This is a genomic window from Pseudomonas brassicacearum (genome assembly GCF_000585995.1).
GTDB classification, from domain to species: domain Bacteria; phylum Pseudomonadota; class Gammaproteobacteria; order Pseudomonadales; family Pseudomonadaceae; genus Aquipseudomonas; species Aquipseudomonas brassicacearum_A.
Genome location: NZ_CP007410.1, coordinates 3,098,351 through 3,120,658 on the forward strand (window position 1 = coordinate 3,098,351; position 22,308 = coordinate 3,120,658).

At 62.1% G+C, this 22,308-nt stretch carries 17 protein-coding genes and 1 pseudogene; 8 read left to right on the forward strand and 10 right to left on the reverse strand.

Going from position 1 to position 22,308, the window contains the following annotated elements; all coding sequences use genetic code 11:
* Positions 1 to 219: 219 nt before the first annotated feature.
* From CD58_RS13485 to CD58_RS13510, 6 genes and pseudogenes are all read right to left on the reverse strand, one after another.
* Positions 220 to 1,476, reverse strand: coding sequence for an NAD(P)/FAD-dependent oxidoreductase (locus CD58_RS13485; RefSeq protein WP_025213523.1), 1,257 nt, complete (start codon positions 1,474 to 1,476; stop codon positions 220 to 222).
* Positions 1,473 to 1,709, reverse strand: a complete 237-nt coding sequence (locus CD58_RS13490; RefSeq protein ID WP_025213524.1) for a 2Fe-2S iron-sulfur cluster-binding protein — start codon at positions 1,707 to 1,709, stop codon at positions 1,473 to 1,475. Before CD58_RS13490 ends, CD58_RS13485 begins: the two co-directional genes overlap by 4 nt.
* A pseudogene (locus tag CD58_RS13495) lies at positions 1,702 to 2,816 on the reverse strand (NAD(P)/FAD-dependent oxidoreductase). The gene CD58_RS13490 and the pseudogene CD58_RS13495 overlap by 8 nt, the downstream one beginning before the upstream one ends.
* Positions 2,813 to 3,745 (reverse strand): 4-hydroxyproline epimerase, encoded by a 933-nt coding sequence (locus CD58_RS13500; RefSeq protein WP_025213525.1) that lies wholly within the window; start codon positions 3,743 to 3,745, stop codon positions 2,813 to 2,815. Before CD58_RS13500 ends, CD58_RS13495 begins: the two are co-directional and overlap by 4 nt.
* Positions 3,746 to 3,853: 108 nt before the next feature.
* Positions 3,854 to 4,525, reverse strand: a complete 672-nt coding sequence (locus tag CD58_RS13505) for a GntR family transcriptional regulator (RefSeq protein ID WP_025213526.1) — start codon at positions 4,523 to 4,525, stop codon at positions 3,854 to 3,856.
* Between the two features lie 242 nt (positions 4,526 to 4,767).
* Positions 4,768 to 5,934: an MFS transporter gene (locus tag CD58_RS13510; protein WP_025213527.1), complete on the reverse strand. Its 1,167-nt coding sequence runs from the start codon at positions 5,932 to 5,934 to the stop codon at positions 4,768 to 4,770.
* 142 nt (positions 5,935 to 6,076) lie between these two features.
* Here CD58_RS13510 and CD58_RS13515 point away from each other — a divergent pair, with 142 nt between their 5' ends.
* Positions 6,077 to 7,474, forward strand: a complete 1,398-nt coding sequence (locus CD58_RS13515) for a PLP-dependent aminotransferase family protein (protein ID WP_025213528.1) — start codon at positions 6,077 to 6,079, stop codon at positions 7,472 to 7,474.
* 292 nt (positions 7,475 to 7,766) lie between these two features.
* Positions 7,767 to 9,896 (forward strand): TonB-dependent siderophore receptor, encoded by a 2,130-nt coding sequence (locus tag CD58_RS13520; protein ID WP_025213529.1) that lies wholly within the window; start codon positions 7,767 to 7,769, stop codon positions 9,894 to 9,896.
* Positions 9,897 to 10,094: 198 nt separating this feature from the next.
* Here the strand turns inward: CD58_RS13520 and CD58_RS13525 are convergent, their stop codons facing one another.
* A complete protein-coding gene (locus CD58_RS13525) occupies positions 10,095 to 10,301 on the reverse strand; it encodes a tautomerase family protein (protein WP_025213530.1) in 207 nt (68 codons plus the stop codon).
* Between the two features lie 128 nt (positions 10,302 to 10,429).
* On the opposite strand from CD58_RS13525, the gene CD58_RS13530 reads away from it, so the two are divergent.
* A complete protein-coding gene (locus CD58_RS13530) occupies positions 10,430 to 11,353 on the forward strand; it encodes a LysR family transcriptional regulator (protein ID WP_025213531.1) in 924 nt (307 codons plus the stop codon).
* A gap of 180 nt (positions 11,354 to 11,533) precedes the next feature.
* Here the strand turns inward: CD58_RS13530 and CD58_RS13535 are convergent, their stop codons facing one another.
* Together CD58_RS13535 and CD58_RS13540 are read right to left on the reverse strand one after the other, a co-directional pair.
* Positions 11,534 to 11,968 (reverse strand): nuclear transport factor 2 family protein, encoded by a 435-nt coding sequence (locus CD58_RS13535; RefSeq protein WP_025213532.1) that lies wholly within the window; start codon positions 11,966 to 11,968, stop codon positions 11,534 to 11,536.
* Positions 11,969 to 12,114: 146 nt separating this feature from the next.
* Positions 12,115 to 13,011, reverse strand: coding sequence for a LysR substrate-binding domain-containing protein (locus tag CD58_RS13540; RefSeq protein WP_025213533.1), 897 nt, complete (start codon positions 13,009 to 13,011; stop codon positions 12,115 to 12,117).
* A 92-nt stretch (positions 13,012 to 13,103) separates the two neighbouring features.
* Between CD58_RS13540 and CD58_RS13545 the strand changes: the two genes are divergently transcribed.
* The 5 genes from CD58_RS13545 to nahK all read left to right on the forward strand — a co-directional run bounded on the left by CD58_RS13545 (position 13,104) and on the right by nahK (position 21,402).
* Positions 13,104 to 14,519: an MFS transporter gene (locus CD58_RS13545; RefSeq protein WP_038436636.1), complete on the forward strand. Its 1,416-nt coding sequence runs from the start codon at positions 13,104 to 13,106 to the stop codon at positions 14,517 to 14,519.
* Complete coding sequence (locus CD58_RS13550; protein ID WP_025213535.1) at positions 14,516 to 15,790, forward strand: glucarate dehydratase family protein; 1,275 nt, start codon at positions 14,516 to 14,518, stop codon at positions 15,788 to 15,790. The genes CD58_RS13545 and CD58_RS13550 overlap by 4 nt, the downstream gene beginning before the upstream one ends.
* 363 nt (positions 15,791 to 16,153) lie before the next feature.
* A complete protein-coding gene (locus tag CD58_RS13555) occupies positions 16,154 to 17,338 on the forward strand; it encodes a porin (protein WP_025213536.1) in 1,185 nt (394 codons plus the stop codon).
* 328 nt (positions 17,339 to 17,666) lie between these two features.
* Positions 17,667 to 18,830 (forward strand): nitric oxide-sensing protein NosP, encoded by a 1,164-nt coding sequence (gene nosP, locus CD58_RS13560; protein ID WP_025213537.1) that lies wholly within the window; start codon positions 17,667 to 17,669, stop codon positions 18,828 to 18,830.
* A complete protein-coding gene (gene nahK / locus CD58_RS13565; RefSeq protein WP_235195301.1) occupies positions 18,760 to 21,402 on the forward strand; it encodes a hybrid sensor histidine kinase/response regulator NahK/ErcS' in 2,643 nt (880 codons plus the stop codon). Before nosP ends, nahK begins: the two co-directional genes overlap by 71 nt.
* A gap of 189 nt (positions 21,403 to 21,591) precedes the next feature.
* On the opposite strand, the gene CD58_RS13570 is transcribed toward nahK, so the two are convergent.
* On the reverse strand, positions 21,592 to 22,257 hold the full coding sequence (locus CD58_RS13570) for a response regulator transcription factor (RefSeq protein ID WP_025213539.1): 666 nt from the start codon (positions 22,255 to 22,257) through the stop codon (positions 21,592 to 21,594).
* Positions 22,258 to 22,308: the final 51 nt, after the last annotated feature.

Below are 22,308 nucleotides of genomic sequence, written 5' to 3' on the forward strand. Positions count from 1 at the left end.
TAGTGGAGTGTCAATCGAAGATGAGGTGTCTGTCACGCCGTCATCGCGAGCAAGCTCGCTCCCACAAGTATTCGCGGTGGATGTCGGTTGAGTAGACACCGGAGAAAACAATGTGGGAGCGAGCTTGCTCGCGATGGCGTGGGCACATTCAAAATCGGTGCAAGCTGAGCCACCGCTTTCGCGAGCAAGCCCGCTCCCACAGTAGAGTCTCGGTGCGGTTCAGGTGGGCGGTGTCTCTTCCAGATCCAGCAAGGTCTCGATCCGTGCCGGGCTGAAGGGCGGGCGTGGTGTGGGCGTGGTCCAGCCGAACAGATGTTCCAGCGCGGCACCGCACACTCGGCCCTGGCAGGCGCCCATGCCGCAACGGCTCGCCAGTTTCGCTTCGCGCCAGTTTTCATGGCCGGCTAGTTCGCCATACGGCACGTCTTCGCAGCGGCAGACCAGTGTGTCGGCGCGGGCCAGGGTCTTGAGTCGCGCGTCGAGGGCGAACGCGGTGTTCAAAGCCTGGGCGAAACCTTGCCAGCGTGCGCGGCGGGGCCATAGGCGTTGAGCGGCGGCGGTATGGCCGACCGCGGCGTGGCCGGCGATGGCGCCTTCCACCAGGGCCAGTTCGCTGCCGCCGAAACCGGTGCATTCACCGGCGGCGTAATGTTCACGGCGACTGGTCGCTTGCCAGGCATCAACCGCCAGTGCTCGACCTTCGAGCGCGCAGCCCAAGACCTGGCCGAGCTGGGTATTGGGAATCAACCCGAAGCCACAGGCCAAGCGGTCGCAGGCCAGTTCAATCGTCTTGCCTTGGTGCAGCAAGCGCACGCCCTCGAGGCGCTCCCGGCCCAGGGCCTCCAGCACATGGGTGTCGGCGCGGTAATGGTGGTCGAACAAACTGAACGATTGAAAGAATTTGCCAGGCCAGCGTGGCAATTGCGTGGCGAAACCCATCACGTTGGCCCGACTGGCTTGTTCGGCGATCCGCAATACCTGCGCACCATGATGCTTCGCCGTGGCGGCACTGGCCAGCAACAAGGGCCCGCTACCGGCGATCACCAGCCGTTCGCCGCGTACCGGCAAGCCGCCCTTGATCAGCGCCTGCAAGCCGCCCGCACCGGTCACCCCGGGCAGTGTCCAGCCGGGGAAGGGCAGCAGCAATTCACGGGCACCGGTGCAGAGAATCAAACGGTCATAGGTGATCTGCCAGCCGCGCTCGGCATCTTCCACCAACAGGGTTTTGTCTGTGGCGCAGGCGATAATCCGGGTGCCAGCATGGCAGCGTACGTTGGCGCAGGCATGCAGTCGATCCCGCAGGCGTCGAGCTTCGCCGGGCAGGTTGGCCTGGGGGCCGTCGCGCCAGATTTGTCCGCCGGGCAGCGGGTTGTCGTCCAGCAGCACGATACGCGCGCCGCTGGGTGCCGCAGCCAAGGCGGCGGCCATGCCAGCAGGGCCGGCGCCAATGATCAGCAGGTCGGTGATTTCGTTCATGGTCGGGTTTGCACCTGCATACCGTCGCGGCACACCGTCTGGCAGGCCAGGCGCCGATGGCCGTCGATCATCACTCGACATTCCTGGCAGATGCCCATGCCGCATACGGGCGCGCGGCGCTGGCCGCTGACCGACGTGCGGCTGCTACCGTCCGCGCCCAAGGCCAATGCCGCCGCAACGCTGGTGCCGTTGGCCACTGACAGGGGATGGCCGTCCAAAAAAACTTCAGGCATAGACCGGTTCTCCGAGGAAACGCTGCGGCAGGTAAGCCTGAGGGGCCAGCGGTGAGGTTTCGTTGAACAGTTGCGCGACCAGCAGGTCAGCCGTTGCGGGCGCCGTTGTGACCCCAGGCCCTCGTGACCCACTGCCAGCCACAGGCCCTGGCGTTGCGGGTGCTGCCCCACCAGTGGCAGGCCATCCGGACTGGCGGCGCGAAAGCCGGTCCAGGCGCGGATGCCGTTGAGTTGCGCCAGGCCGGGCATATAGTCCACGGCGCGCTTGAGCATCTTGGCCAGCATCCAGCCTTCCACCTGCGGGTCGAGGGTGCCGAACTGCCGTGAGGCGCCGATGAACAATTGCCCGGTCGGGCGTGGCTGGATATTGCAGGCCACCGACGGGCCGCTGGCGTTGTGGGCGCTGGTGACATAACCCAGCTCCACCAGGGTATGGGTGACCGTGGCGGGGTAGCGATCGGTGATCAACAGGTGACCTTTTTTCGGTTCGATGGGCAGTTCCGGGCACAGCTCGGTGGCCTGGATACCATTGGCGAGCACCACCGCTTCGGCGCTCAACCAGCGACCGTCGTCAAGGCGCACGCGGTGACCATCCACCTCGCTGGCCCGGGCGCGTTGCTGGCGAATGTTGGCCGCGTCCAGCATCCAGCGAGCGGCGGCCGGGGCATACAGGATGCCGTCGCCCTTGATCAGCAACCCGCCTTCCAGGCCTTCGCGCAGTTCGGGTTCACGCTGGCGCAGGGTGGCGTGGCCGATCAGTTCACAGGCTTCGCCATGGGCCAGCAGGTTCAGGTACTTACTGTGGGCCACTGCCATTTCCTCGGCATTGGCCGCCAGCCACAGGGTGCCGTTGTTGCGCCAGGCACAGCTCTCGGGCAGGGCCGGGGCCAGTTCCCGCCAGCGCTGCAAGGAGTATTGACTGAGGGCCAGTTCCGCCGGGTTGTCATCCAGCACCAGCAGATGGCCCATGCCGGCCGCCGTGGCACCATGCCAGCCGGCGTCCAGCACCAATACCTTCAAGCCCCGTTGGGCCAACGCGTGGGCACAGGCCGCGCCAATGATGCCCGCACCAATGACGATCACGTCGGCGACAGGGCCTTGGCTCACGGACGAATGCCCCAGGCGAACGGGTCATCCGCGTCGATGATCAGCGTGGTTTCGGCGCTGATGTAGGCGCGGCCACGGATGGTTGGCACGATGCGCTCGCCCGCGCGTTCATAGGAGCCTTCGAATTCGCTGCCGATGACACTGGCCTGGCGCCAGATCTGCCCGGGTTGCAGTTTGCCGTCGGCGGCCAGGCACGCGAGTTTGGCGCTGGTGCCGGTGCCGCAAGGGGAGCGGTCATAGGCCTTGCCGGGGCAGAGCACGAAGTTGCGGCTGTCGGCGTGAGGGTCATCGGCGAACAGCTCGATGTGGTCGATCAGGCCGCCGTCCTCGCCGCGAAACCCTTGCTGTTCCAGGGCTTGCTGCACGGCATAGGTGTAGGCGGTCAGCGCGTCTAGGTTATCGCCCGCCACGCGCTGGCCATGCTTGGCCATCAGGAAAAACCAATTGCCCCCCCAGGCCACGTCGCCCACCACCGGGCCGATGCCGGGCACCTCCAGGCGCAGCGCCTGGCGATAACGGTAGGCCGGTACGTTGCGCACGCTGACGGAGTGATCGTCATGCAAGGTCGCCTGTACCGTGCCCACCGGGGTTTCGATGCTGTGCACGCCAGGGCCGATCCTGCCCAGGTGGGCCAGTGACGCCACCAGGCCGATGGTGCCGTGGCCGCACATGCCCAAGTAGCCGCTGTTGTTGAAAAAGATCACCCCGGCACAGGCACTCGGGTCGACCGGTTCACAGAGCAATGCCCCCACCAGCACATCGCTGCCCCGAGGTTCCAGCACGCAGGCGGTGCGCCAGGCATCGTGTTGCTCGGCCAGACGCTGCCTGCGCTCGGCCATGCTGCCCTGGCCCAGGTCAGGAAAACCGTCGGTAACCAGACGGGTCGGTTCGCCGCCGGTATGGGAATCGATCACGGTGATGCGTTTCATGGAGGGCCACGTCCGTTCAGGTGAATGACGGTAAGCGTGGCCCGCGCCAGGGGTTGGCGGCTTGATGGATTTATCTGTCGCTCATGACGAAATCGGCACAGGGCCGTTTCAATGGCTGGAAGGCAGGAACTCGAACAGCGTCTTGCAGACCCCGGCGATATGTTCGTCCAGCAGGCCTACCGCGCGCTCGACATCCCCGGCGCGGCAGGCCTTGATGATTTCCCGGTGCTCGTGATCAGCGCGTTCCTTGCCCGCCGAAAGACTCATCTGCATGCGCAGATAACGCTCCAGTTTGTCGTGGACCGAACGGATCAAGCTCACCAGGAAGGGCCGTTGTGCCGGCTCGTACAGACAGGCATGCAGTTGCCAATTGAGTTCAGCCCAGCGACCGACGTCATCTTCGCCGATGAACTCCTGGCAGATGCCTTCGGCCCGGGCGAACGTCTCTTCGGTCATGTTCGGAATTGCCAGGCGCAGGACTTTGTCTTCCAGCAGCATGCGCACTTCGAACATCTGCGCCAGCTCCACCTCGGAAATCCGCGTGACCATCGCCCCACGATTGCGCTGGAACATCACCAGGCCCTCGGCTTCCAGGCGCTTGAGGGCTTCGCGCACGGGAATCTTGCTGACGTTGAACTGCCGGGCAATGTCATCCTGGCGAATCGGCTCATCCTCGGCAAAATGCCCGGCGACGATGGCATCGCGCAGATGGCGGGTGATGATTTCCGAAGTGGAGGGGGTGTTGCCCAGGTCAGGCAGGTTGAACTTGGATAGAGTCACGGCGGCGGGTCGTTCGGCTGAGATGGGGATATGGTATACGACTTTGCCTGGATGGTCGTTGCGGCTATGAGTTGTCAAGTCGACCGCACTTGTGGCGAGGGAGCTTGCTCCCGCTGGGTTGCGCAGCAGCCCCCGGATTGGCCTGACACACCGCGTTGTCAGGTCGTTATCGGGGCCGCTTCGCGCCCCAGCGGGAGCAAGCTCCCTCGCCACGGGGGCGGTGTTGGCCATAGGTTCTGTGTTCAGCCGTGGGACAGATGGGCCGCATAGGCCTGCGTCCGTACGATGATAAACCCGGTGACACACGCCCCGGCAGCCAGCGCCACGCCAAACAATATCAACGCCACATCCGCGCCGAAATAATCGGCCAATAACCCGGTCACCACCACCGGGATGCTGAACCCGACATAGGCGAACAGGAAGAATCCCGCGCTGACCCGGGCCTTTTCCACACCCGCCATGGCCGTGACGGCTGACAATCCGCCCAGGTACAGAAAGCCATAGCACGCACTGCTGGCGCCCAGCGCGCCAAGCAGTACGGCGAGCAGGGAGCCGACACTTGCGCCCCAGGCCAGCAACGCGTAGCTCACCGGCAGGATCAACAGCCCCAAGCCAGTGGCCCGGGCCGGTTGCAGGCGACGAGCCCAGGGTTGAAAGACCAACCCGCAGCTGATCACGGTGAAGCTCGACAGCCCGGACCATTGCTGCAGGTCATGGGTCGCCAGCACCGAAGGCAGTATGGCGATGACCAGGCCCGAGGTCGCCCAGGCCAGCAGCATGGAAAAACTGTAGGGCAGGCTACCGGCGGGGAACAAAGGCAAGCGCAACAACGGTGCGGTTTTGATTTTCAGCGCCGGGTCCGGTAGCCGCCAGACCACGATGATCGCCGTGGTGGCCAACATCAGCTGCAACCAGAAACTTCCAGGCGTGACGCTGTGGTGAGCGGCCAGAAAAAGGCTGGTCAAGGCCGCGCCCAGGCCAAAACCCAAGGAGGTGCTGGCAGTGACGCGGTTGGCTGGCGAGCGGGCGTCGCCGGTTGCCATGAGTTCGGCCATGTAGGCGGTCGACGTGGCCGAAGCCAGCCCCGTACCGACCCCCATCATCAGCCGCGCCATGCCCAGTGCCACCAGGCTCGGCCAGAGCAACGTCACCACCGTGGCCAGCATCGACAGGCCCAGGGCGATCAGGATCAACGGCTTGCGTCCCACCCGGTCGCCCAGCCCGCCGAAGGCCAGCAGCACCGGCAACACCCCCAGCACATAACCGGAAAACGCCACCGCCGTGGCCCCGGCGCCGTAGCCGGACAACTGCGCGTAGGTGGTGTACAGCGGCGCCTGCAGGTTGACCGCCAGGGTGATCAGGCACAGGCCGAAAGCCAGTCCCCAGGAATGTCGATGTTGTGGGTTCAAGGGTGTTCCTTAGCTGGGGTGCTTGAGTGAAGTCCTGGAGGACTATCAGGTGCGGGCCCCGCGCAAACAAGGAACAGACCGAGGCCATTTGTGCTTAACTGTTCGCTCGAAATTCGAGAACACTTAGCCGAGAGTGCGTGCCGTGGACCTGAACATTGATCGCAACGCTGCCGAGCCCGTGATCCGGCAGTTGGTGACGCACGTCATGGGCTGGATACACTCCCATGGCATCCGCCCCGGCGCGCGCATGCCCTCGATCCGTCAATTGGCCCAGGAAAATGGCCTGAGCCTGTCGAGCGTAATCAAGGCCTATGACCAACTGGTGGCCAGCGGAGTCCTGGAGTCCCGCCACGGATCGGGCTTTTTCGTGGCGCAGCCGTTATCCCAGCCGCAGGCGCCGAATATTGAAACGGATACTGCAAGGTGGTCCCTGTTCGACAATGAATCGGCGCAACTCAAGCTGGGCTGCGGCTGGCTGCCGGACGCCTGGCGTGACGACACCGACCTGGGCCAGGCCATCCGCCAGGTCGTACGCAGCGATAACCACGCGTTGTTCAACTACAGCACCCCGTTGGGTTCCCCTCACTTGCGCCTGCACATCCAAAAGCGCCTGGGCCTGATCGACATTCATGCCGACCCGGGGCAAATCATCACCACCCAAGGCGCCAGCCACGGCCTTGATCTGCTGGTGCGAACGCTCCTCAAACCCGGTGACCTGGTGTTGGTGGAAAGCCCCGGTTACTACAACCTGTTCAATCTACTGAAACTGCACGGGGTCAAGACCCTGGCGGTACCCCGAACCGCCCAAGGCCCGGATATCGCCAGCCTGGAACGACTGCTAGGCGAGCACAAACCCGCGTATTTCTTCATCAACAGCATGTACCAGAACCCCACCGGCACCAGCCTGGCGCCGAGCGTGGCTTACCGCTTGCTGCAACTGGCCACGGCCCATGACTTTCGCATCATCGAGGACGACATCTACGCCGACTTTCAGAATGGCCCGACGTCACGCCTGGCGACTCTGGATGCCCTGGACCGGGTGATCTACCTGGCGAGTTTTTCCAAAACGTTGTCCAGTTCGTTGCGCGTCGGTTATGTGGTCGCCCAGCCCGAGATCATCAACCGCCTGGCCGAGGTCAAGATGGTGACTGGCATCGGTTGCTCGCTGCTGGCCGAAAACGTGGTGGCGACGTTGTTGGCCAACGGGTCGTATCGCAAGTTGATCCAACGCTTGCGCCAGCGCCTGAACAAGCAGATGGCGAGTACGCTTCGCCAGTTGGACCCGGCGCATTGGGAGGTATTTGCCGAGCCGACGGGAGGGCTGTTCATCTGGGCCAGGCCTCGACGGCTCGATGCGCTGCGGGTGCAGCAGATTGCCCGGGAACTGCACGTCCAACTGTCCCAGGGCTCGACGTTCCTGCCGCAGGGGGATGTGTGCGATTGGCTGCGGTTGAACGTGGCGTATACCCAGGATGTTCGGGCGCAGAGGTTTTTCCAGCGGGTTGCACAGGAGTCGATTGGGGCGGTATCAGTGTTGTAGCGATGGGCAATTTTTAACTTCGTTTCAACAGCAACAGCAGGAAACCTCCAGTATCCATGTGGCTGAACCATCGCTATCGCGAGCAAGCTCGCTCCCACAGGGGAAACGCGATCCCTATCAAGAACCAGGTCGGCTATCAGGCCGCCTCGCACACACCAATCCACCCAAAAAAACAAGCAAAAACCAGTGTTAATGGGAATCTATGTCAAACGTTAATGAGTTGCTGTATCTTTCACGACACATTCTGTCAGCCTCCAATGTGGAGGCTTTTTTTCATTAGGATTGTGCATCGATGCGTCGGATTCTCGTTTCACTGTGTATGCTCCAGGCTTATTCCGCTTCCACCTGGGCCGAAGAGCCAATCCCTGCCAAGCCGGCATCCCTCGAGCTGCAAGCCACGGATATCGTCGGCACTTCAGACTACGAATCAGCACAGGGACCGGTGAAGGGCTACCACGCCACCCGATCAGCCAGCGCCACCCGTACCGACACGGCGATCCATGAAACCCCACAATCCATTTCCGTGGTATCGCGCGATGTGGTGGAAGACCTCGGCGCCACGCGCCTGCAAGACGCGCTCGATTACGCCGGCGGGGTAGGCCGGGCCAATAACTTCGGTGGCCAGGGCCTGACGACGTTCACCGTGCGCGGCTTCACCACCGGGGAGTTTTACCGCAACGGTTTCCCGATCAACCGTGGCTACCCGAACATGCCCGACGCCAACACCATCGAGCGATTGGAAGTGCTGCGCGGCCCGGCGACCATGCTGTACGGCCGTGGCGACCCGGGCGGTACCTTCAACGTCGTGTCCAAGCAACCATTGACCGAGCGCACGGTGACCCTGGGCAGCCAGGTCAGTGACCAGGGGATGCGTCGCGGTACGCTGGACGCGTCCGGACCACTGGACGAAGAAGGGCGCTTGGCTTATCGCCTGAACGTGATCGGCGAGGGCGGCGACACCTTCCGTGACCACGTCGAGACCGAGCGCTATGGCGTCGCGCCGGTGGTGAGCTGGCAGGTCAACGACACCACGCGCCTGACCTTCGAAGGCGATTTCATGCGCAACAATGCACCGCTGGACCGTGGCTTGACCCATTACGCCGGCCAGCGCGGCACCGCTTCACGCGATACCTTCTTCGGCGAAAAAGACGCCGGCAAGCTGCACAACGACAACAACATGCTGCAGGTGCGTTTCGAACACATGCTCAACGAGGACTGGACTCTGGCCGGCGGCACGCAGTGGCTCGATGGCACGTTGCAGGGCAATGCGGTGGAAGGCAACGGCATCGCTGCCGATGGCCGCACCTTGGGCCGCAATTTCAACTATCGCAAACTGGAATGGACCGACCGCGATACCCAGTTGAACCTCACCGGGCATTTCTCCACCGCAGGATTCGAGCACACGTTGCTGACGGGCATTGAGTATGAAGACTACGACTACCAATCCATCATCCAGCGTTCGGCGGCGGGGGCCGGCGCCTATCCGATTGACATCTTCGATCCGGTGCATGGCCAGCCACGTCCGGCGCTGACCCGTACTCCCACCCACGACCAGGAAAATCTCAAGACGTTTGGTGTGTTCATCCAGGATCAGGTGGCGCTTACCGAGCGGTTGAAGGTGTTGGCGGGAGCGCGCTTCGAGCGGTTTGAGCATAAGTACGAGAATTTCGCTACCCAAAATGGAGACTGGGATGCCAGCCACAACGCAGTCACTCCGCGCCTTGGAGTGATTTACGACCTGACCGACACGGTGGCTGTCTATGCAAACACTGCTCGTTCTTTCAAACCCAACACCGGTCGCAGTAGCCAGGGGGGCGGATTCAAGCCGGAAGAGGGCAAATCTTATGAAATGGGTATCAAGTGGGAAGCGCTGGATCGTCAGTTGAGCGTGGATGCGGCGGTGTACCAGATCGAAAAACGTAACGTACTGACCCCCGATCCCTTGGACCAGGACTTCAAAGTGGCCGCCGGCGAAGTGCGCAGCCGCGGTTTCGACTTGAACGTGGCGGGAAACCTGACGCCGGAATGGCGCATGATCGGTGGATACGCCTATGTGGATGCCGAAGTGACCAAGGACAACAGCATCCCGTCCGGCACCCGCTTGCTCAACGTGCCCAGGAACTCCTTCAGCCTGTTGAACGTCTACGAGTTCCAAGACGGTGGCCTCAAGGGCCTCGGCCTTGGCGTAGGTGCCAAGTACGTCGACGATCGGGCAGGCAATACCGCGGCCAGCACGTTCACCATGGACAGCTACACCACCGTCGACCTGCTCGGTTACTACAAGGTCAACGAGCGGATTCGCCTCAACCTGGACCTGAAAAACCTGTTCGACGCCGATTATGAGGAAGGCGCGTTTGGCGGCGTCTACGCCTACCCAGGTGCACCGCGAACCGTGCAGGCCGGTATTTCCTACACGCTCTGAGCCCAATGCCTCATGAAAACCCCGAAGGATCTGCCTCCGGGGTTTTTCTGTGGGAGCGAGCTTGCTCGCGATAGCGGCATGTCAGCCAACTCAAATTGACTGATGCATCGCGATCGCGAGCAAGCTCGCTCCCACAGGTTACCGGTTGACTGATATAAAAAACCCAGTCAGTCGGACCGGGCTCGCAAGGGCAAAACGTTATTCCTTGGGAAGACTTCGATACTCCGTGGTCGTCATCCCCGCATACCCCCAGTTATCCGTGTCGACTTCCTCGATCACGATATGAGTCAAGTGCGGGTCCTTGCCCAGTACGCGCTGGAGGGTTTCGGTGATTTCTGAAATCACCTGGGCTTTCTGCTCGCGGGTAACGCCGTCGCGGGTAATACGCACATTGACGAAAGGCATGTTGCACTCCTGCTGCTGGGAAATGGGCGCAGGAAGATTCCCACGCTACCGAGGACCATTGTATTTATACGGTACAGACTGCTAAACAGGCATCTGGAATCTTCAGTTGATACGCGGTGTAACGAATCATGAAACGTCATTTCGAAGACCTGCAGCTGGGCAGCATAGAACTGTTTTGCCTGGCGGCAGAGGCGGGCAGTTTCACCGCCGCGGCGCAGTTGGCGGGTGTCACTCCGGCGGCGGTGAGCCGCTCGATATTTCGCCTGGAGGAGCGTCTGGGTGCGCGACTTTTTGTACGGACCACTCGCAGCATCCGCCTGACCGAAGCCGGCAAGACTTATTTCGAGCAATGTCGGCAGGCGTTGACGCAACTGGTCGAGGCGCAACAGGAAATGATGGGGGCCCAATCGGTGCCGTCCGGGCAACTGCGCATCAGCCTGCCCACCACGTATGGTCATCATCGAATCTTGCCATTGCTGCCGGCTTTTCGGGCTTTGTATCCGCAAGTCAGCGTCGACCTCCACTTGAGCAATCGAAACATTGATTTCGTTGCCGAAGGTTATGACTTGGCTATCCGGGTGCGAGCGCAGCCGGACTCTTCGATGATTGCCAGGTTGCTGGAAGACGCGAATCTGGCCGTGGTCGCCTCACCGGACTACCTGCGCAGGGTCGGCACGCCGCAGACCCTTGAAGATCTGGACGATCACGAGTGCATCCAGTTCGAGTTGCCCAGCAGCGGACGGCGGATTTCCTGGTTGTTCAAGGTGGATGGCAAGGAGAAGGAGGTGTTCGGCCAGGGCAGCTATTGCTGTTCGGATGATGTGCTGGGCGGGGTGACGCTGGCCAAGCACGGTGCGGGGTTGTTCCAGACCTATCGATTCATCGTCGAACAGGAACTCGCGGATGGGCGGCTGGTGGAGGTGTTGCAGCCGTTCGGGGGCCGGTCACGGCCTTTCACACTGCTGTATCCCCATGGCCGGTATGTGCCGCAACGGGTGCGTGCCTTCGTGGATTTCCTGCTGCAGCACCGGGAGCAATGGGCGTTGGCCTGACACAAGGTGCCAGGGCTGAAAAGGCATCCCTGTGGCGAGGGAGCTTGCTCCCGCTGGACTGCGCAGCAGTCCCCTGGATGGACCTGACACACCGAGTTGTCAGGTCGTTGTCGGGGCCGCTGCGCGCCCCAGCGGGAGCAAGCTCCCTCGCCACAGAGATTTCCAAGCATCAGATCGCGATCAGAACCGAAACGCCTGGCGACCAATCAGTAACCACTTGCCATTCTTCTGCTTCTGCCAGATCTGGAAGTTCTCGATTTCCGTCGGAACCACTTCGGTGCCCTTGAGCGCCTGGGCCGAGAAGTGGTTACGCACCAGCGCCACATCACCCGACAAGGTGATTTTCTGGTTCTTCATTTCCAGGGTCTTGAACGCGCTCTTGCCCGTTTCGATGTCGGCGATGAAGGCCTTCTTGTCCTGGATGTTCCCGCTGGAATGCCCGTAGGTCAGGTTCTCGGCGGCCAGTGCCTGGAGTTGAGGGATGTCCTTGTGCAGCATGGCTTGAGTCAGGTGGTCGACGGCCTGGGCCACGTCCTGCTCGGCCGATGACGTGGCTGCCGCTGCGTAACCGCTGAACAGGCACAAGAAGCTGACAATCAATGTCGCTTTTTTCATGGAGATTTCCTTGTTGTTGTAGGTATCCGGCATGCATGAACGCTTTGGTTGCGCTCATCGGTCATCGTACAACCTAAGGGCGGTAACGGGAATAGGGTGGGCGTCTGATGACAGGCTTGATGGCCTTTTTAGCCGTGGTGACGCATTCACAACCCCTCGCGCACCGCCCCTCGGATTCCTTCCAGCAACATGGTGAACGCCGGATTGTCGTTGTCCTGGCGCCACACCAGGTGCAACTCGCTCTGCACGCCTTCGCCCAGGTCGATCTCACGAAATACCACCTGCTTGAACACCACGCTGGTGGCACACCGCGGTACCAGCGCCAAACCCATGCCGGCGTTGACCAGTGCCAGGATCGTCAGCGACGACCCCAGCCATTGCACGAATTGCGGTGCGACCCGGGCCGAGCGGAGCATGCCGGTGAGCAGTTCGTTGAAGGGCGGGTAGGCGGAATGGGAGTACATGAGGAACGGTTGGCCATCCAGGTCCTGCACGCCCACGGACTCCGCACTGGCCAGCGGATGCCCGGCCGGGACCGCCAGGACGAAGGGCTCACGCACCAGGCATTCGGTGGCGTAGCCGGTTTCCAGCAGTGGCGAGCGGACGATGCCGAGGTCGATGCGCCGGGCGCGCAAGGCCTCGTGTTGCTGGTAAGTGTTCATCTCCGCCAGGACGATTTTGACCTGGGGTTGTTTCAGTCGCGCTTCGGCAATGACCTTGGGCAAGAACTCGTACACCGCGCTGCCGACGAAACTGATGGTCACCGAACCAATGTCGCCCTGGGCGAAACGCCGGGCGGCGACGGCGGCTTGTTGCGCCTGTTCCAGCAGGTTCTGCGCTTCGATGAAAAACGCCCGGCCGGCGGCGGTGAGCGCCACGCTGCGCGTGCTGCGGGTGAACAACTCGACGCCCAGATGATGTTCCAGCAGTTGGATCTGCCGACTCAATGGCGGTTGGGTCATGTTCAGACGTTCGGCGGCGCGACGGAAATTGAGTTCGGTCGCCACCGTGGTGAAGCAGCGCAGCTGGGCCAGTTCAAACATTGATTCAATCCAGGTATCAATCAAGTGCCAAGTTAGATTAGACGGGAACAATCCCCGGCGTCCATCATCGTCCCGTTCCCCACAAAAACAAGATGATCGGGAGGCACCCCTTGAATAACGTACTGGACTCCACGCCGGCGAGCACCCTCGCGCTTGCGGCGGCCAAGGTCAAACGTCATGTACTGCCGCTGGTGGTGGTGATGTTCATCGTCAACTACATCGACCGGGTCAACATCGGTTTCGTGCGCAGTCACCTGGAAACCGACCTGGGCATCGGCGCGGCTGCCTACGGGCTTGGCGCCGGGCTGTTCTTCGTCGGCTACGCGCTGTTCGAAGTGCCGTCCAACATGCTGCTGCAACGCTACGGCGCCCGGGCCTGGCTGACGCGCATCATGTTCACCTGGGGCGCAGCGGCGATGGCCATGGCCTTTGTGCAAGGTGAAACCAGCTTCTATGTGCTGCGCTTCATTCTCGGCGCGGCGGAGGCGGGCTTCTTCCCCGGCATCATCTACTACTTCACCCAATGGCTGCCCGCCAACGAGCGCGGCAAGGCGATGGCGATCTTCCTGAGCGGTTCGGCCATCGCCTCGGTGATCTCGGGACCGGTGTCTGGTGCATTGCTGCACATCAGTGGAATGGGCCTGCATGGCTGGCAGTGGATGTTCCTGATCGAGGGTTTCGCCTCCATCGTGTTGTGCGGATTTGTCTGGTTCTGGCTGCAATCGCACCCGAGCCAGGCCAAATGGCTGACCGCTGAAGAGAAGACCGTGCTGATCGCCGCCATTGCCGAAGAGCAGCGGGCCCGGGAAGCCGCCCAGGTGGTCAAGCCGTCGATGTTCAAATTGCTCGCCGACCGACAGATCGCGTTGTTCTGCTTCATCTACTTCTCCATCGCCCTGACCATCTACGGCGCCACGTTCTGGCTACCGAGCATGATCAAGAAAATGGGCAGCCTGGGGGACTTCCAGGTTGGCATGCTCAACTCGATTCCGTGGATTATCTCCATCGTCGCGATGTACGGTTTCGCCGCCCTGGCCGGCAAATGGAAATTCCAGCAGGCGTGGGTTGCCGTGACACTGGTGATCGCCGCGTTCGGCATGTTCATGTCCACCACTGGCGGGCCGATCTTTGCCTTTGTCGCGATCTGTTTTGCGGCCATTGGCTTCAAGGCCGCGTCGGCGTTGTTCTGGCCGATTCCCCAGAGTTACCTGGATGCCCGTGTCGCGGCGGCGGTGATCGCCTTGATCAACTCCATCGGCAACCTCGGCGGCTTCGTCGCGCCTACGGCTTTCGGTTTCCTGGAACAGACCACGGGCTCCATCGAGGGCGGCCTGTATGGGTTGGCCGCGACCTCGCTCGTCGCCGCCGTGGTGATCTTTTTCGCCCGCACCGCGCCGAAGCGCGATACCCCGAACTCACTGTCCGGCCGGCCCGAAACCGTTGCCGAAGCCAATCAGCCGGAAAAATCGCAAGCCTTGAAACCTGGCCCATCGGGAGCCGCTGTATGAAGATCAAACGCGTTACCGTCACACCCATCGCTTTTCGCGATCCACCCTTGCTCAACGCCAGCGGCATCCATGAGCCGTTCGCGCTGCGCTCGATCATCGAGATCGAGAGCGACAACGGTTACATCGGCCTGGGCGAGAGCTACGGCGATGCGCCGGCCCTGGCGCTCCAACAGCAACTGCAGAGCCAGTTGATCGGCCTGGACCCGTTCAACCTCAACCAGCTGCGGGCCATCGTCCAGGCCACCGTGGCCGCGCATAAACCGGCCAGTGTTGCCGGTGCCGAACTGGCCCCGGGCTCCCACGCGAGCAAGGCGGTGAGCAATGCCTACTCCGCGTTTGAAGTGGCCTGCCTGGACCTGCAAGCCCATTACCTGAACGTGCCGCTGGTGGACCTTCTGGGTGGCGCGATTCGCGAGGAGATTCCGTTCAGTGCCTACCTGTTTTTCAAGTACGCCGAGCACATCGATTCGCCGTACCCGGCCGACAGTTGGGGCGAGGCGCTCAACGAACAGCAAATCGTCGCCCAAGCCCGGCGGATGATCCAGGACTACGGTTTCAAGAGCATCAAGCTCAAGGCCGGCGCCCTCGATCCGGAACATGAAGTGGCCTGCATCAAGGCACTGAAACAGGCGTTTCCCGGTTATCCGTTGCGCATTGACCCCAACGCCAACTGGTCGCTGGAAACCTCCATTCGCATGGCCGAATTGCTGGGCGACGACCTGCAGTATTACGAAGACCCGACGCCGGGTCTCGAGGGGATGGCTGAGCTGCACAAACGCACCGGCCTGCCGCTGGCGACCAACATGGTGGTCACCGATTTCGATGAGTTCCGTCGCAGTGTGGCGTTGAACAGCGTGCAGATTGTGTTGGCGGACCATCATTATTGGGGCGGCCTGCGGGACACCCAGGCGTTGGCGAAAATGTGCAGCACCTTTGGCCTGGGCGTGTCGATGCACTCCAACTCACACCTGGGCATCAGCCTCATGGCCATGGCCCACGTGGCGGCGGCGGTGCCGAACCTGGATTACGCCTGCGACACCCATTACCCGTGGCAGGAACCGGATGAAGAAGTGATCAAGGGCGGCAAGCTGCCGATTGTCGATGGCTGCGTGAAAATCACCCGGGCGCCTGGTCTTGGCCTGGAGCTGGACCGGGATCAACTGGGCAAGCTGCATGACCAGTTTCTCTCGTGCGGTATTCGCCAGCGCGACGATGTGCGGCAGATGCAGCGTTACCGGCCGGACTGGAAAACCGTCAAGCCGAGGTTTTGAGCTGACGGCCAGGGGCCTGCCGCGCCGGCCAGCGGGAGCAAGCTCTCCATAAAGCGCCTTACCGCTCAAGCACCTTGTGGGAGCGAGTTTGCTCGCGATAGCGATATGTCAGCCAACATCGCCGTTGAATGATCCGCCGCCATCGCGAGCAAGCTCGCTCCCACAGGTATTGGTTAACTGGCAGGACAACCGGCCCACACCCAAAGTACCACGCCCCTCGGCATCGCCGTCTTACACCCAAACTGCCGCGCCGTGCCGGCGCTTCCAAAGCATCCGTCAATCGCCTCCAAGGCAGCGTATGACGTGGCCTGGCGCCTTTCGATAATCGCCTCCGACATCCTGTCTCATGTTGCGGAGCGCGCCATGCACAACAATAAAAATACCTGCCTGCGTTTTTTGCCTGCGGTCATCGCCGGTCTTTCGACCTTGGGCCTGACATCTTGGGCCCAAGCCGAAATCATGTTGTACGACAAGGACCAGACCACCTTTTCCACTGACGGCTACATCAACGCCTTTTACGTCAACAGTGATGTGGACCGGGCAGGGGAGCAGTACGACCGTCGGCAGGCGCGGGTGAAGATGGGTTTTTTACCCAACTACCTGGGCTTCAACATGGGCAAGCAGGTCGATGACCTCAAGCTCGGCGCCCGTGCTTCGTTCTGGGTGACCATCAACGACAGCGAAACCAACGGCACCGACACCGCCATCGATGTGCGACAGTTCTACGGCACCGTCGCCAACCCGGAGTGGGGCGAGGTGCTGATCGGCAAGGACTTCGGTCTGTTCGCCCGTTCCAACATCCTGCTCGATGAACTGCTGGCCGGTTACGGGCAGGTCAGCGACACCCTCGGGCTGGTGGACGGCGGCGGCGTGTCGTTCGGCAACATCGGCAGCGGCTATCCGTATCCGTTCCCAACCTCGCAGATCACCTACCGCACACCGGTGATGGACGGTTTGCGCGTGGCGGTGGGGATCATGGATCCGGTGGACACCAACGACAACAGCGCCACCGGCAAGGCCTATCAGGAAAACCCGCGCACCGAGAGCGAGATCACCTACCAGTTCGACCTGGGCGGGGCAAAGATCTACAGCTGGCTCAACGGCAGCTACCAGACCTCGGACAACACCGACTCAACGGTCGAGTCGGTAACCTCCAAAGGCTTGGGTTATGGCGTGCAGGCGAAGATGGGCGGGCTGTCGCTCACCGGTTCGGGGTTCCAGGCCAAGGGCATCAACCCGTTCTTCACCAACAACGCCGGCGAAGCCACGTTGCGCAATGTCGACAGCAAGGGCTACCTGCTGCAGGGCTCCTACAAGCTGGGCAAGAACCGCCTCGCGCTGTCCTATGGCAAGACCGACGACGACGGCAATGGCGTGGTAGGCAGCGGCGCCGATTACGAAACCCGCGGTATTGCGCTGTTCCATGACATCAACGACAACCTCAAGCTCGTGGCCGAATACAACCAGTTCGAAATCAACGGCCACGACACCAGCGCGCAAAACGAAGACACCGATACCTTCGCGGTGGGGGCTGTATTGACCTGGTAACACAATCCGTCGGATGAAAAGCATATCCCTGTGGCGAGGGGATTTATCCCCGCTGGGCTGCGAAGCAGCCCCCTGGATCTGTCAGGCAGACCGAGTTGTCAGGTTTTAGGGCCGCTTCGCGCCCCAGCGGGGATAAATCCCCTCGCCACAAGGGCATTCCAAACAAAGCCCGATTGTTTTTGTGGTAGCCCCAGCCGTGCGCATCGCGGCCGGGGCCGCCACTGTTCTCCTCCCATGGAAGCGCCCACCCGCTACCCAAGTAGCATTCGTGGACCGGACGTTGCTTCGTACACTCAAGGCTCCTATCACGCACCCGTCGGAGGCGAAGATGCAGCAGGCCCAGAGCGAAGGTGTGGTGAGCGCCATGTCCCAGGCAACAGACGTCCAGCAAGTGGCCCAGGAGCTGGCGCGGCAGTTGTTGCACCCGCACCTGGGGTTCGTGCTGTTTTTTTGTTCCGCCGAATACAACTTGCCGGCCCTTGGCCAAGCGCTTTCCCAAAGTTTCGGCGGGATTCGCCTGGTGGGCTGCACCAGCGCAGGGGAAATCACCGCCCAGGGTTATGGCCGCAACTGCGTGACGGCGGTGGGTTTCGATCACCGGCATTTTTCCATTGCCGCCGAGCTGATCGGTGAAATGGAGCACTTCAGCCTGATCGACGCCCAGCAAATGGTCGAGCGCCTGGCCAGCGGTTGCCGTAGTAATGCCCTGGCGCCGATCAAGGGCCACAGCTTCGCGTTGACCTTGCTCGACGGCCTGTCCAGCCGCGAGGAAATGGTGCTGGCAGCCTTGAGCGCCGCACTCGGCGACATCCCGCATTTCGGCGGTTCGGCTGGCGACGACAACTACCTGACCCACACCCATGTGTACTTCGAAGGCCAGTTCCACAGCGGCGCGGCCGTGGTGCTGCTGATCAACACCTGGCTGGAATTCGAAGTGTTCACCACACACCACATCCTGCCTCGGCAAGAAAAACTGGTGGTCACCGGCGCCGACAGCGCTTCACGACGGGTCTTTGAGCTCAACGCCGAACCCGCCGCCGAAGAATATGCCCGGCATATCGGCGTGCCCGTGAGCGCGCTCGACTACCGGGTCTTCGCCGCCCATCCGCTGGCGGTGCGCATCAATGACCAGTACTACGTGCGGGCCATCCAGCAGGTGCACCCGGACCTGAGCCTGAGTTTCTACTGCGCGGTGGAGAACGGCATCGTCCTCACCGCGATGACCCCCGGTCCCTTGCTGGACAATCTGCAAAGCCTGTTCGACGGCTTGCAGGCACGTCTCGGCGACTTGTTGCTGACCATCGGCTGTGACTGCTTCCTCAGGCGCCTGGAACTGGAGGACCGTGGTGGCCTGGAACAGATCGGCCAGTTCCTGCGCGAGCAACGGGTGATGGGGTTCAACACCTATGGAGAACAGTTCAATGGCATGCACATCAACCAGACCTTCACCGGAGTTGCCATTGCCCGCCATCGCGTCCCTGGCCATCGCTGAGCTGCAAGCGCAGATCGACAGCCTGCAGCACGAAAACCATAAGCTGCGGCGCATCAACGCCGCGCTGATCGAACGGGTGGAGTCCGGCGTCACCCGCGGCAACGACCCGTACGCGGCGTTCCAGCATTCGGTGGTGTTGGCCGAGCAGGTGCGTGAGCGTACCGACGCCCTGAATCAGGCGATGGCCGAACTCAAGGCCGGCAATCACTTGCTGGGTGAGGCGCGGTTGCGGGCGGAAACGGCCCACCGGCACTTGATCGATGCCATTGAGAGCATCTCCGATGCGTTTGTGCTGTTCGACGAACAACAACGCATCGTCCTGTTCAACAGTCGCTTCAAGGCGTTCTGGGCCCACAGTCGGGTGCGCATCATCGCCGGGATGCGTCTTTCACAGGTCAAGCGCTTGATGACCGCCAACGGCTTGTTTAGCGAAGAACCCCGGGGGCAGGCCGACGAGCATGTGTTGTACCGTTTGCAGAACGGTCGCTGGCTGCAAGTCAGCGAGCGGCCGACCCAGGAAGGCGGGCGGGTGATCCTGTTTACCGACATCACCGACGTCAAGCTCAGTGAAACCGTGCGCCGCGAGCAGGCCATCGCGCAGAAATCACACTTGTTGCAGCGCGCGGTGGACAACCTGTCCCAGGGCGTGGCGATGGTCAACGCCCAAGGTGTCCTGGAGCTTTGGAACCGGCGCTTCCTGGAACTCAGCGGCTTGGCGCCAGTGGCCGCTCATCGGTTGTTCAACGAGGTCATCGCCGACAGCGAACTGCACCTGCTGACGCCCGCCAGCCGCGACAGCAACGGTCGGCTGATTCACGAATGCGAGCAGCGCCTGTCGGATGGCCGGGTCTTGGAGATTCGGACCCATCCGCTGCCTACCGGCGGCTACGTCAACACCTTCACCGATATCACCGAACGCTACCAGCACGCCGAGGCCCTGAGCGAAAGCGAGCGCTGGATCCGCCTGATCACCGACCATGTACCGGCGCTGATCGCCTACCTCAATGCCGACCTGGTCTACGAGTTCACCAACAAGGTCTACGAGCAATGGTATTGCTGGCCCCGTGGGGTGATGCTCGGCCAGAGCCTGCGCGAGGCCCACAGCGAGCAGCATTACCAGCGCCTGGAGGCCTACGTGGCCCGGGCGTTGGCGGGCGAGAGCGTGACGTTCGAGTTCGCCGAAACCAACATCAACAATCAGGAGCGCTACATGTTGCGCTCCTATGTGCCCAACCGCTTGGCCAACGGCGAGGTGGTGGGGATCTTCGTGCTGATCCGCGACATCACCGAGCGCCGGCGCACCGCCGAGGCGTTGCACCAGGCCTACCAGAACCTGGAACAACGGGTCCAGGAACGCACCGCCGAGCTGACCACCCTCAACGATCAGTTACTGCGCGAGATCGACGAGCGCAGCCGGGTGGAGTTGCGCCTGCGCGAGGCCAAGCGCGAGGCCGAGCAGGCCAACCTGTCCAAGACCAAATTCCTCGCCGCGGTCAGCCATGACCTGCTGCAACCGCTCAATGCCGCGCGGCTGTTCACCAGCGCTTTGCTCGAGCGTCGTGAGCCGGTGGCGAACGCGCAACTGGTGCGCAATGTCAGTCACTCCTTGGAGGACGTGGAAAACCTGCTGGGCACCCTGGTGGACATCTCCAAGCTCGATGCCGGGGTGATCAAGGCCGATATCGCCCCGTTCGCCCTGAGCGAATTGCTCGAGAACCTGGCCGCCGAATACGCCCAGGTGGCCAGCAGTGAAGGCTTGGCGCTGCACTTTGTGCCGTGTTCAGCCCTGGTACGCAGCGATATCCAGCTGCTGGCGCGGATCCTGCGCAACCTGCTCAGCAATGCCATTCGCTATACCCCCAGTGGACGGGTGGTGCTGGGCTGCCGGCGACATCGTCAGCGACTGACCATCGAAGTCTGGGACAGCGGCATCGGCATTGCCGAAAACCGCCTGGAGGAAATTTTCCAGGAGTTCAAGCGCGGCGACGTGCAGCGTCCGGACCAGGACCGCGGGTTGGGCCTGGGGCTGGCGATCGTCGAGAAGATCGCCGGAATCCTCGGGCACCGGATCCAGGTGCGTTCATGGCCGGGCAAGGGCTCGGTGTTTTCCGTCGAAGTACCCCTGAGCGCCACGGCGCCCAAGCCGTTGCCGTGCCTGGACATGAGCGAGCCGATGCTCGAGCGCCTGCGTGGCGCACGGATCTGGGTGCTGGATAACGACGCGGCGATCTGCGCCGGCATGCGGACCTTGCTGGAGGGCTGGGGGTGTGTGGTGGTCACGGCGCTGTCGGAGCAGGACCTGGCACGGCAGGTGGACAACTACCACGCCGAGGCCGACCTGCTGATTGCCGATTATCACCTGGACAACGAGCAGAACGGCGTCGACGCGGTGGCTCGGATCAACGCCCGCCGGGCCTCACCGATCCCGGCCATGATGATCACCGCCAACTACAGCAACGAACTCAAGCAGCAGATCCGCGAGCGCGGCCACACCCTGATGCACAAACCGGTGCGGCCGATGAAGCTCAAGATTGCGATGAGTCATTTGTTGGGCCAACCCCCGAATCATTGAGTCGGACACCAATGTGGCGAGGGAGCTTGCTCCCGCTGGGTTGCGCAGCAACCCCAAAGAGGCTGAATGCATTCAACCTGACACACCAGGGTGAATGGTTTTGGGGCTACTTCGTAGCCCAGCGGGAGCAAGCTCCCTCGCCACAGGGGCCCCATGGCCTCGGGCCCAGCAGGTAGTTGTGTGGCCTGTTCACCGCCGCAGATAAGCCCCGAAATCAATATCCCCGGCACTGAGAATCGCCTGCACCCGGTTGTGCACATTGAGTTTGCGCAGGATCGCCGAAACGTGGGCCTTGACCGTGGTTTCGGCGATCTCCAGCGTATAGGCGATCTGCTTGTTCGACTCACCTTTGGTCATGCGTTCGAGCACCAGCAGTTGTTTGCGGGTCAGGGCCTGGAGCAGTTCCGGTGGGAAGCTCGGATTTTCGTTCATGCGCCGGCCCATCGGGCTTTTTTGCGTGCGGATGATGTCGGGCGGCAGGTACACGTTGCCATTGAGGATCTGTTCGATGGCGTCGGTCATCTGCGAGCGTGGCGAGGATTTGGTGATGAACCCCACCGCGCCATAAGTGATGGCTTGCAGCACAACCTGCTTGTCCTGCTCGGCGGAGACAATCACCACGGGGATGGTGGGTGCTTCGTTGCGCAGGTTGATCAGGCCGTTGAGCCCGTGCATGCCGGGCATGTTCAGGTCGAGCAGGATCAGGTCGAGGTCGTCGTGCTCGCGGGTCAGCGCCAGGGCGCTGTCCAGGTCGGCGGTTTCCATCACCTCGCTGCCAGGAAACCCGTCGCTGATGACGTTGTGGATGGCTTCGCGAAACAGTGGGTGATCGTCGGCTATCAGGATTTTATACATGGCCATTCACCTCGTTATTGTCATAGGGGCAGGGCAGTTGTGCGCACTTGT

Coding starts and splice junctions, on each gene's coding strand:
- nosP (WP_025213537.1), top strand. CDS start 17,667: ATGCAGCAGGCCCAGAGCGAAGGTGTGGTGAGCGCCATGTCCCAGGCA.
- CD58_RS13550 (WP_025213535.1), top strand. CDS start 14,516: ATGAAGATCAAACGCGTTACCGTCACACCCATCGCTTTTCGCGATCCA.
- CD58_RS13500 (WP_025213525.1), bottom strand. CDS start 3,745: ATGAAACGCATCACCGTGATCGATTCCCATACCGGCGGCGAACCGACC.
- CD58_RS13485 (WP_025213523.1), bottom strand. CDS start 1,476: ATGAACGAAATCACCGACCTGCTGATCATTGGCGCCGGCCCTGCTGGC.
- nahK (WP_235195301.1), top strand. CDS start 18,760: ATGGCATGCACATCAACCAGACCTTCACCGGAGTTGCCATTGCCCGCC.
- CD58_RS13570 (WP_025213539.1), bottom strand. CDS start 22,257: ATGTATAAAATCCTGATAGCCGACGATCACCCACTGTTTCGCGAAGCC.
- CD58_RS13540 (WP_025213533.1), bottom strand. CDS start 13,011: ATGTTTGAACTGGCCCAGCTGCGCTGCTTCACCACGGTGGCGACCGAA.
- CD58_RS13490 (WP_025213524.1), bottom strand. CDS start 1,709: ATGCCTGAAGTTTTTTTGGACGGCCATCCCCTGTCAGTGGCCAACGGC.
- CD58_RS13545 (WP_038436636.1), top strand. CDS start 13,104: ATGATCGGGAGGCACCCCTTGAATAACGTACTGGACTCCACGCCGGCG.
- CD58_RS13525 (WP_025213530.1), bottom strand. CDS start 10,301: ATGCCTTTCGTCAATGTGCGTATTACCCGCGACGGCGTTACCCGCGAG.
- CD58_RS13555 (WP_025213536.1), top strand. CDS start 16,154: ATGCACAACAATAAAAATACCTGCCTGCGTTTTTTGCCTGCGGTCATC.
- CD58_RS13530 (WP_025213531.1), top strand. CDS start 10,430: ATGAAACGTCATTTCGAAGACCTGCAGCTGGGCAGCATAGAACTGTTT.
- CD58_RS13535 (WP_025213532.1), bottom strand. CDS start 11,968: ATGAAAAAAGCGACATTGATTGTCAGCTTCTTGTGCCTGTTCAGCGGT.
- CD58_RS13520 (WP_025213529.1), top strand. CDS start 7,767: ATGCGTCGGATTCTCGTTTCACTGTGTATGCTCCAGGCTTATTCCGCT.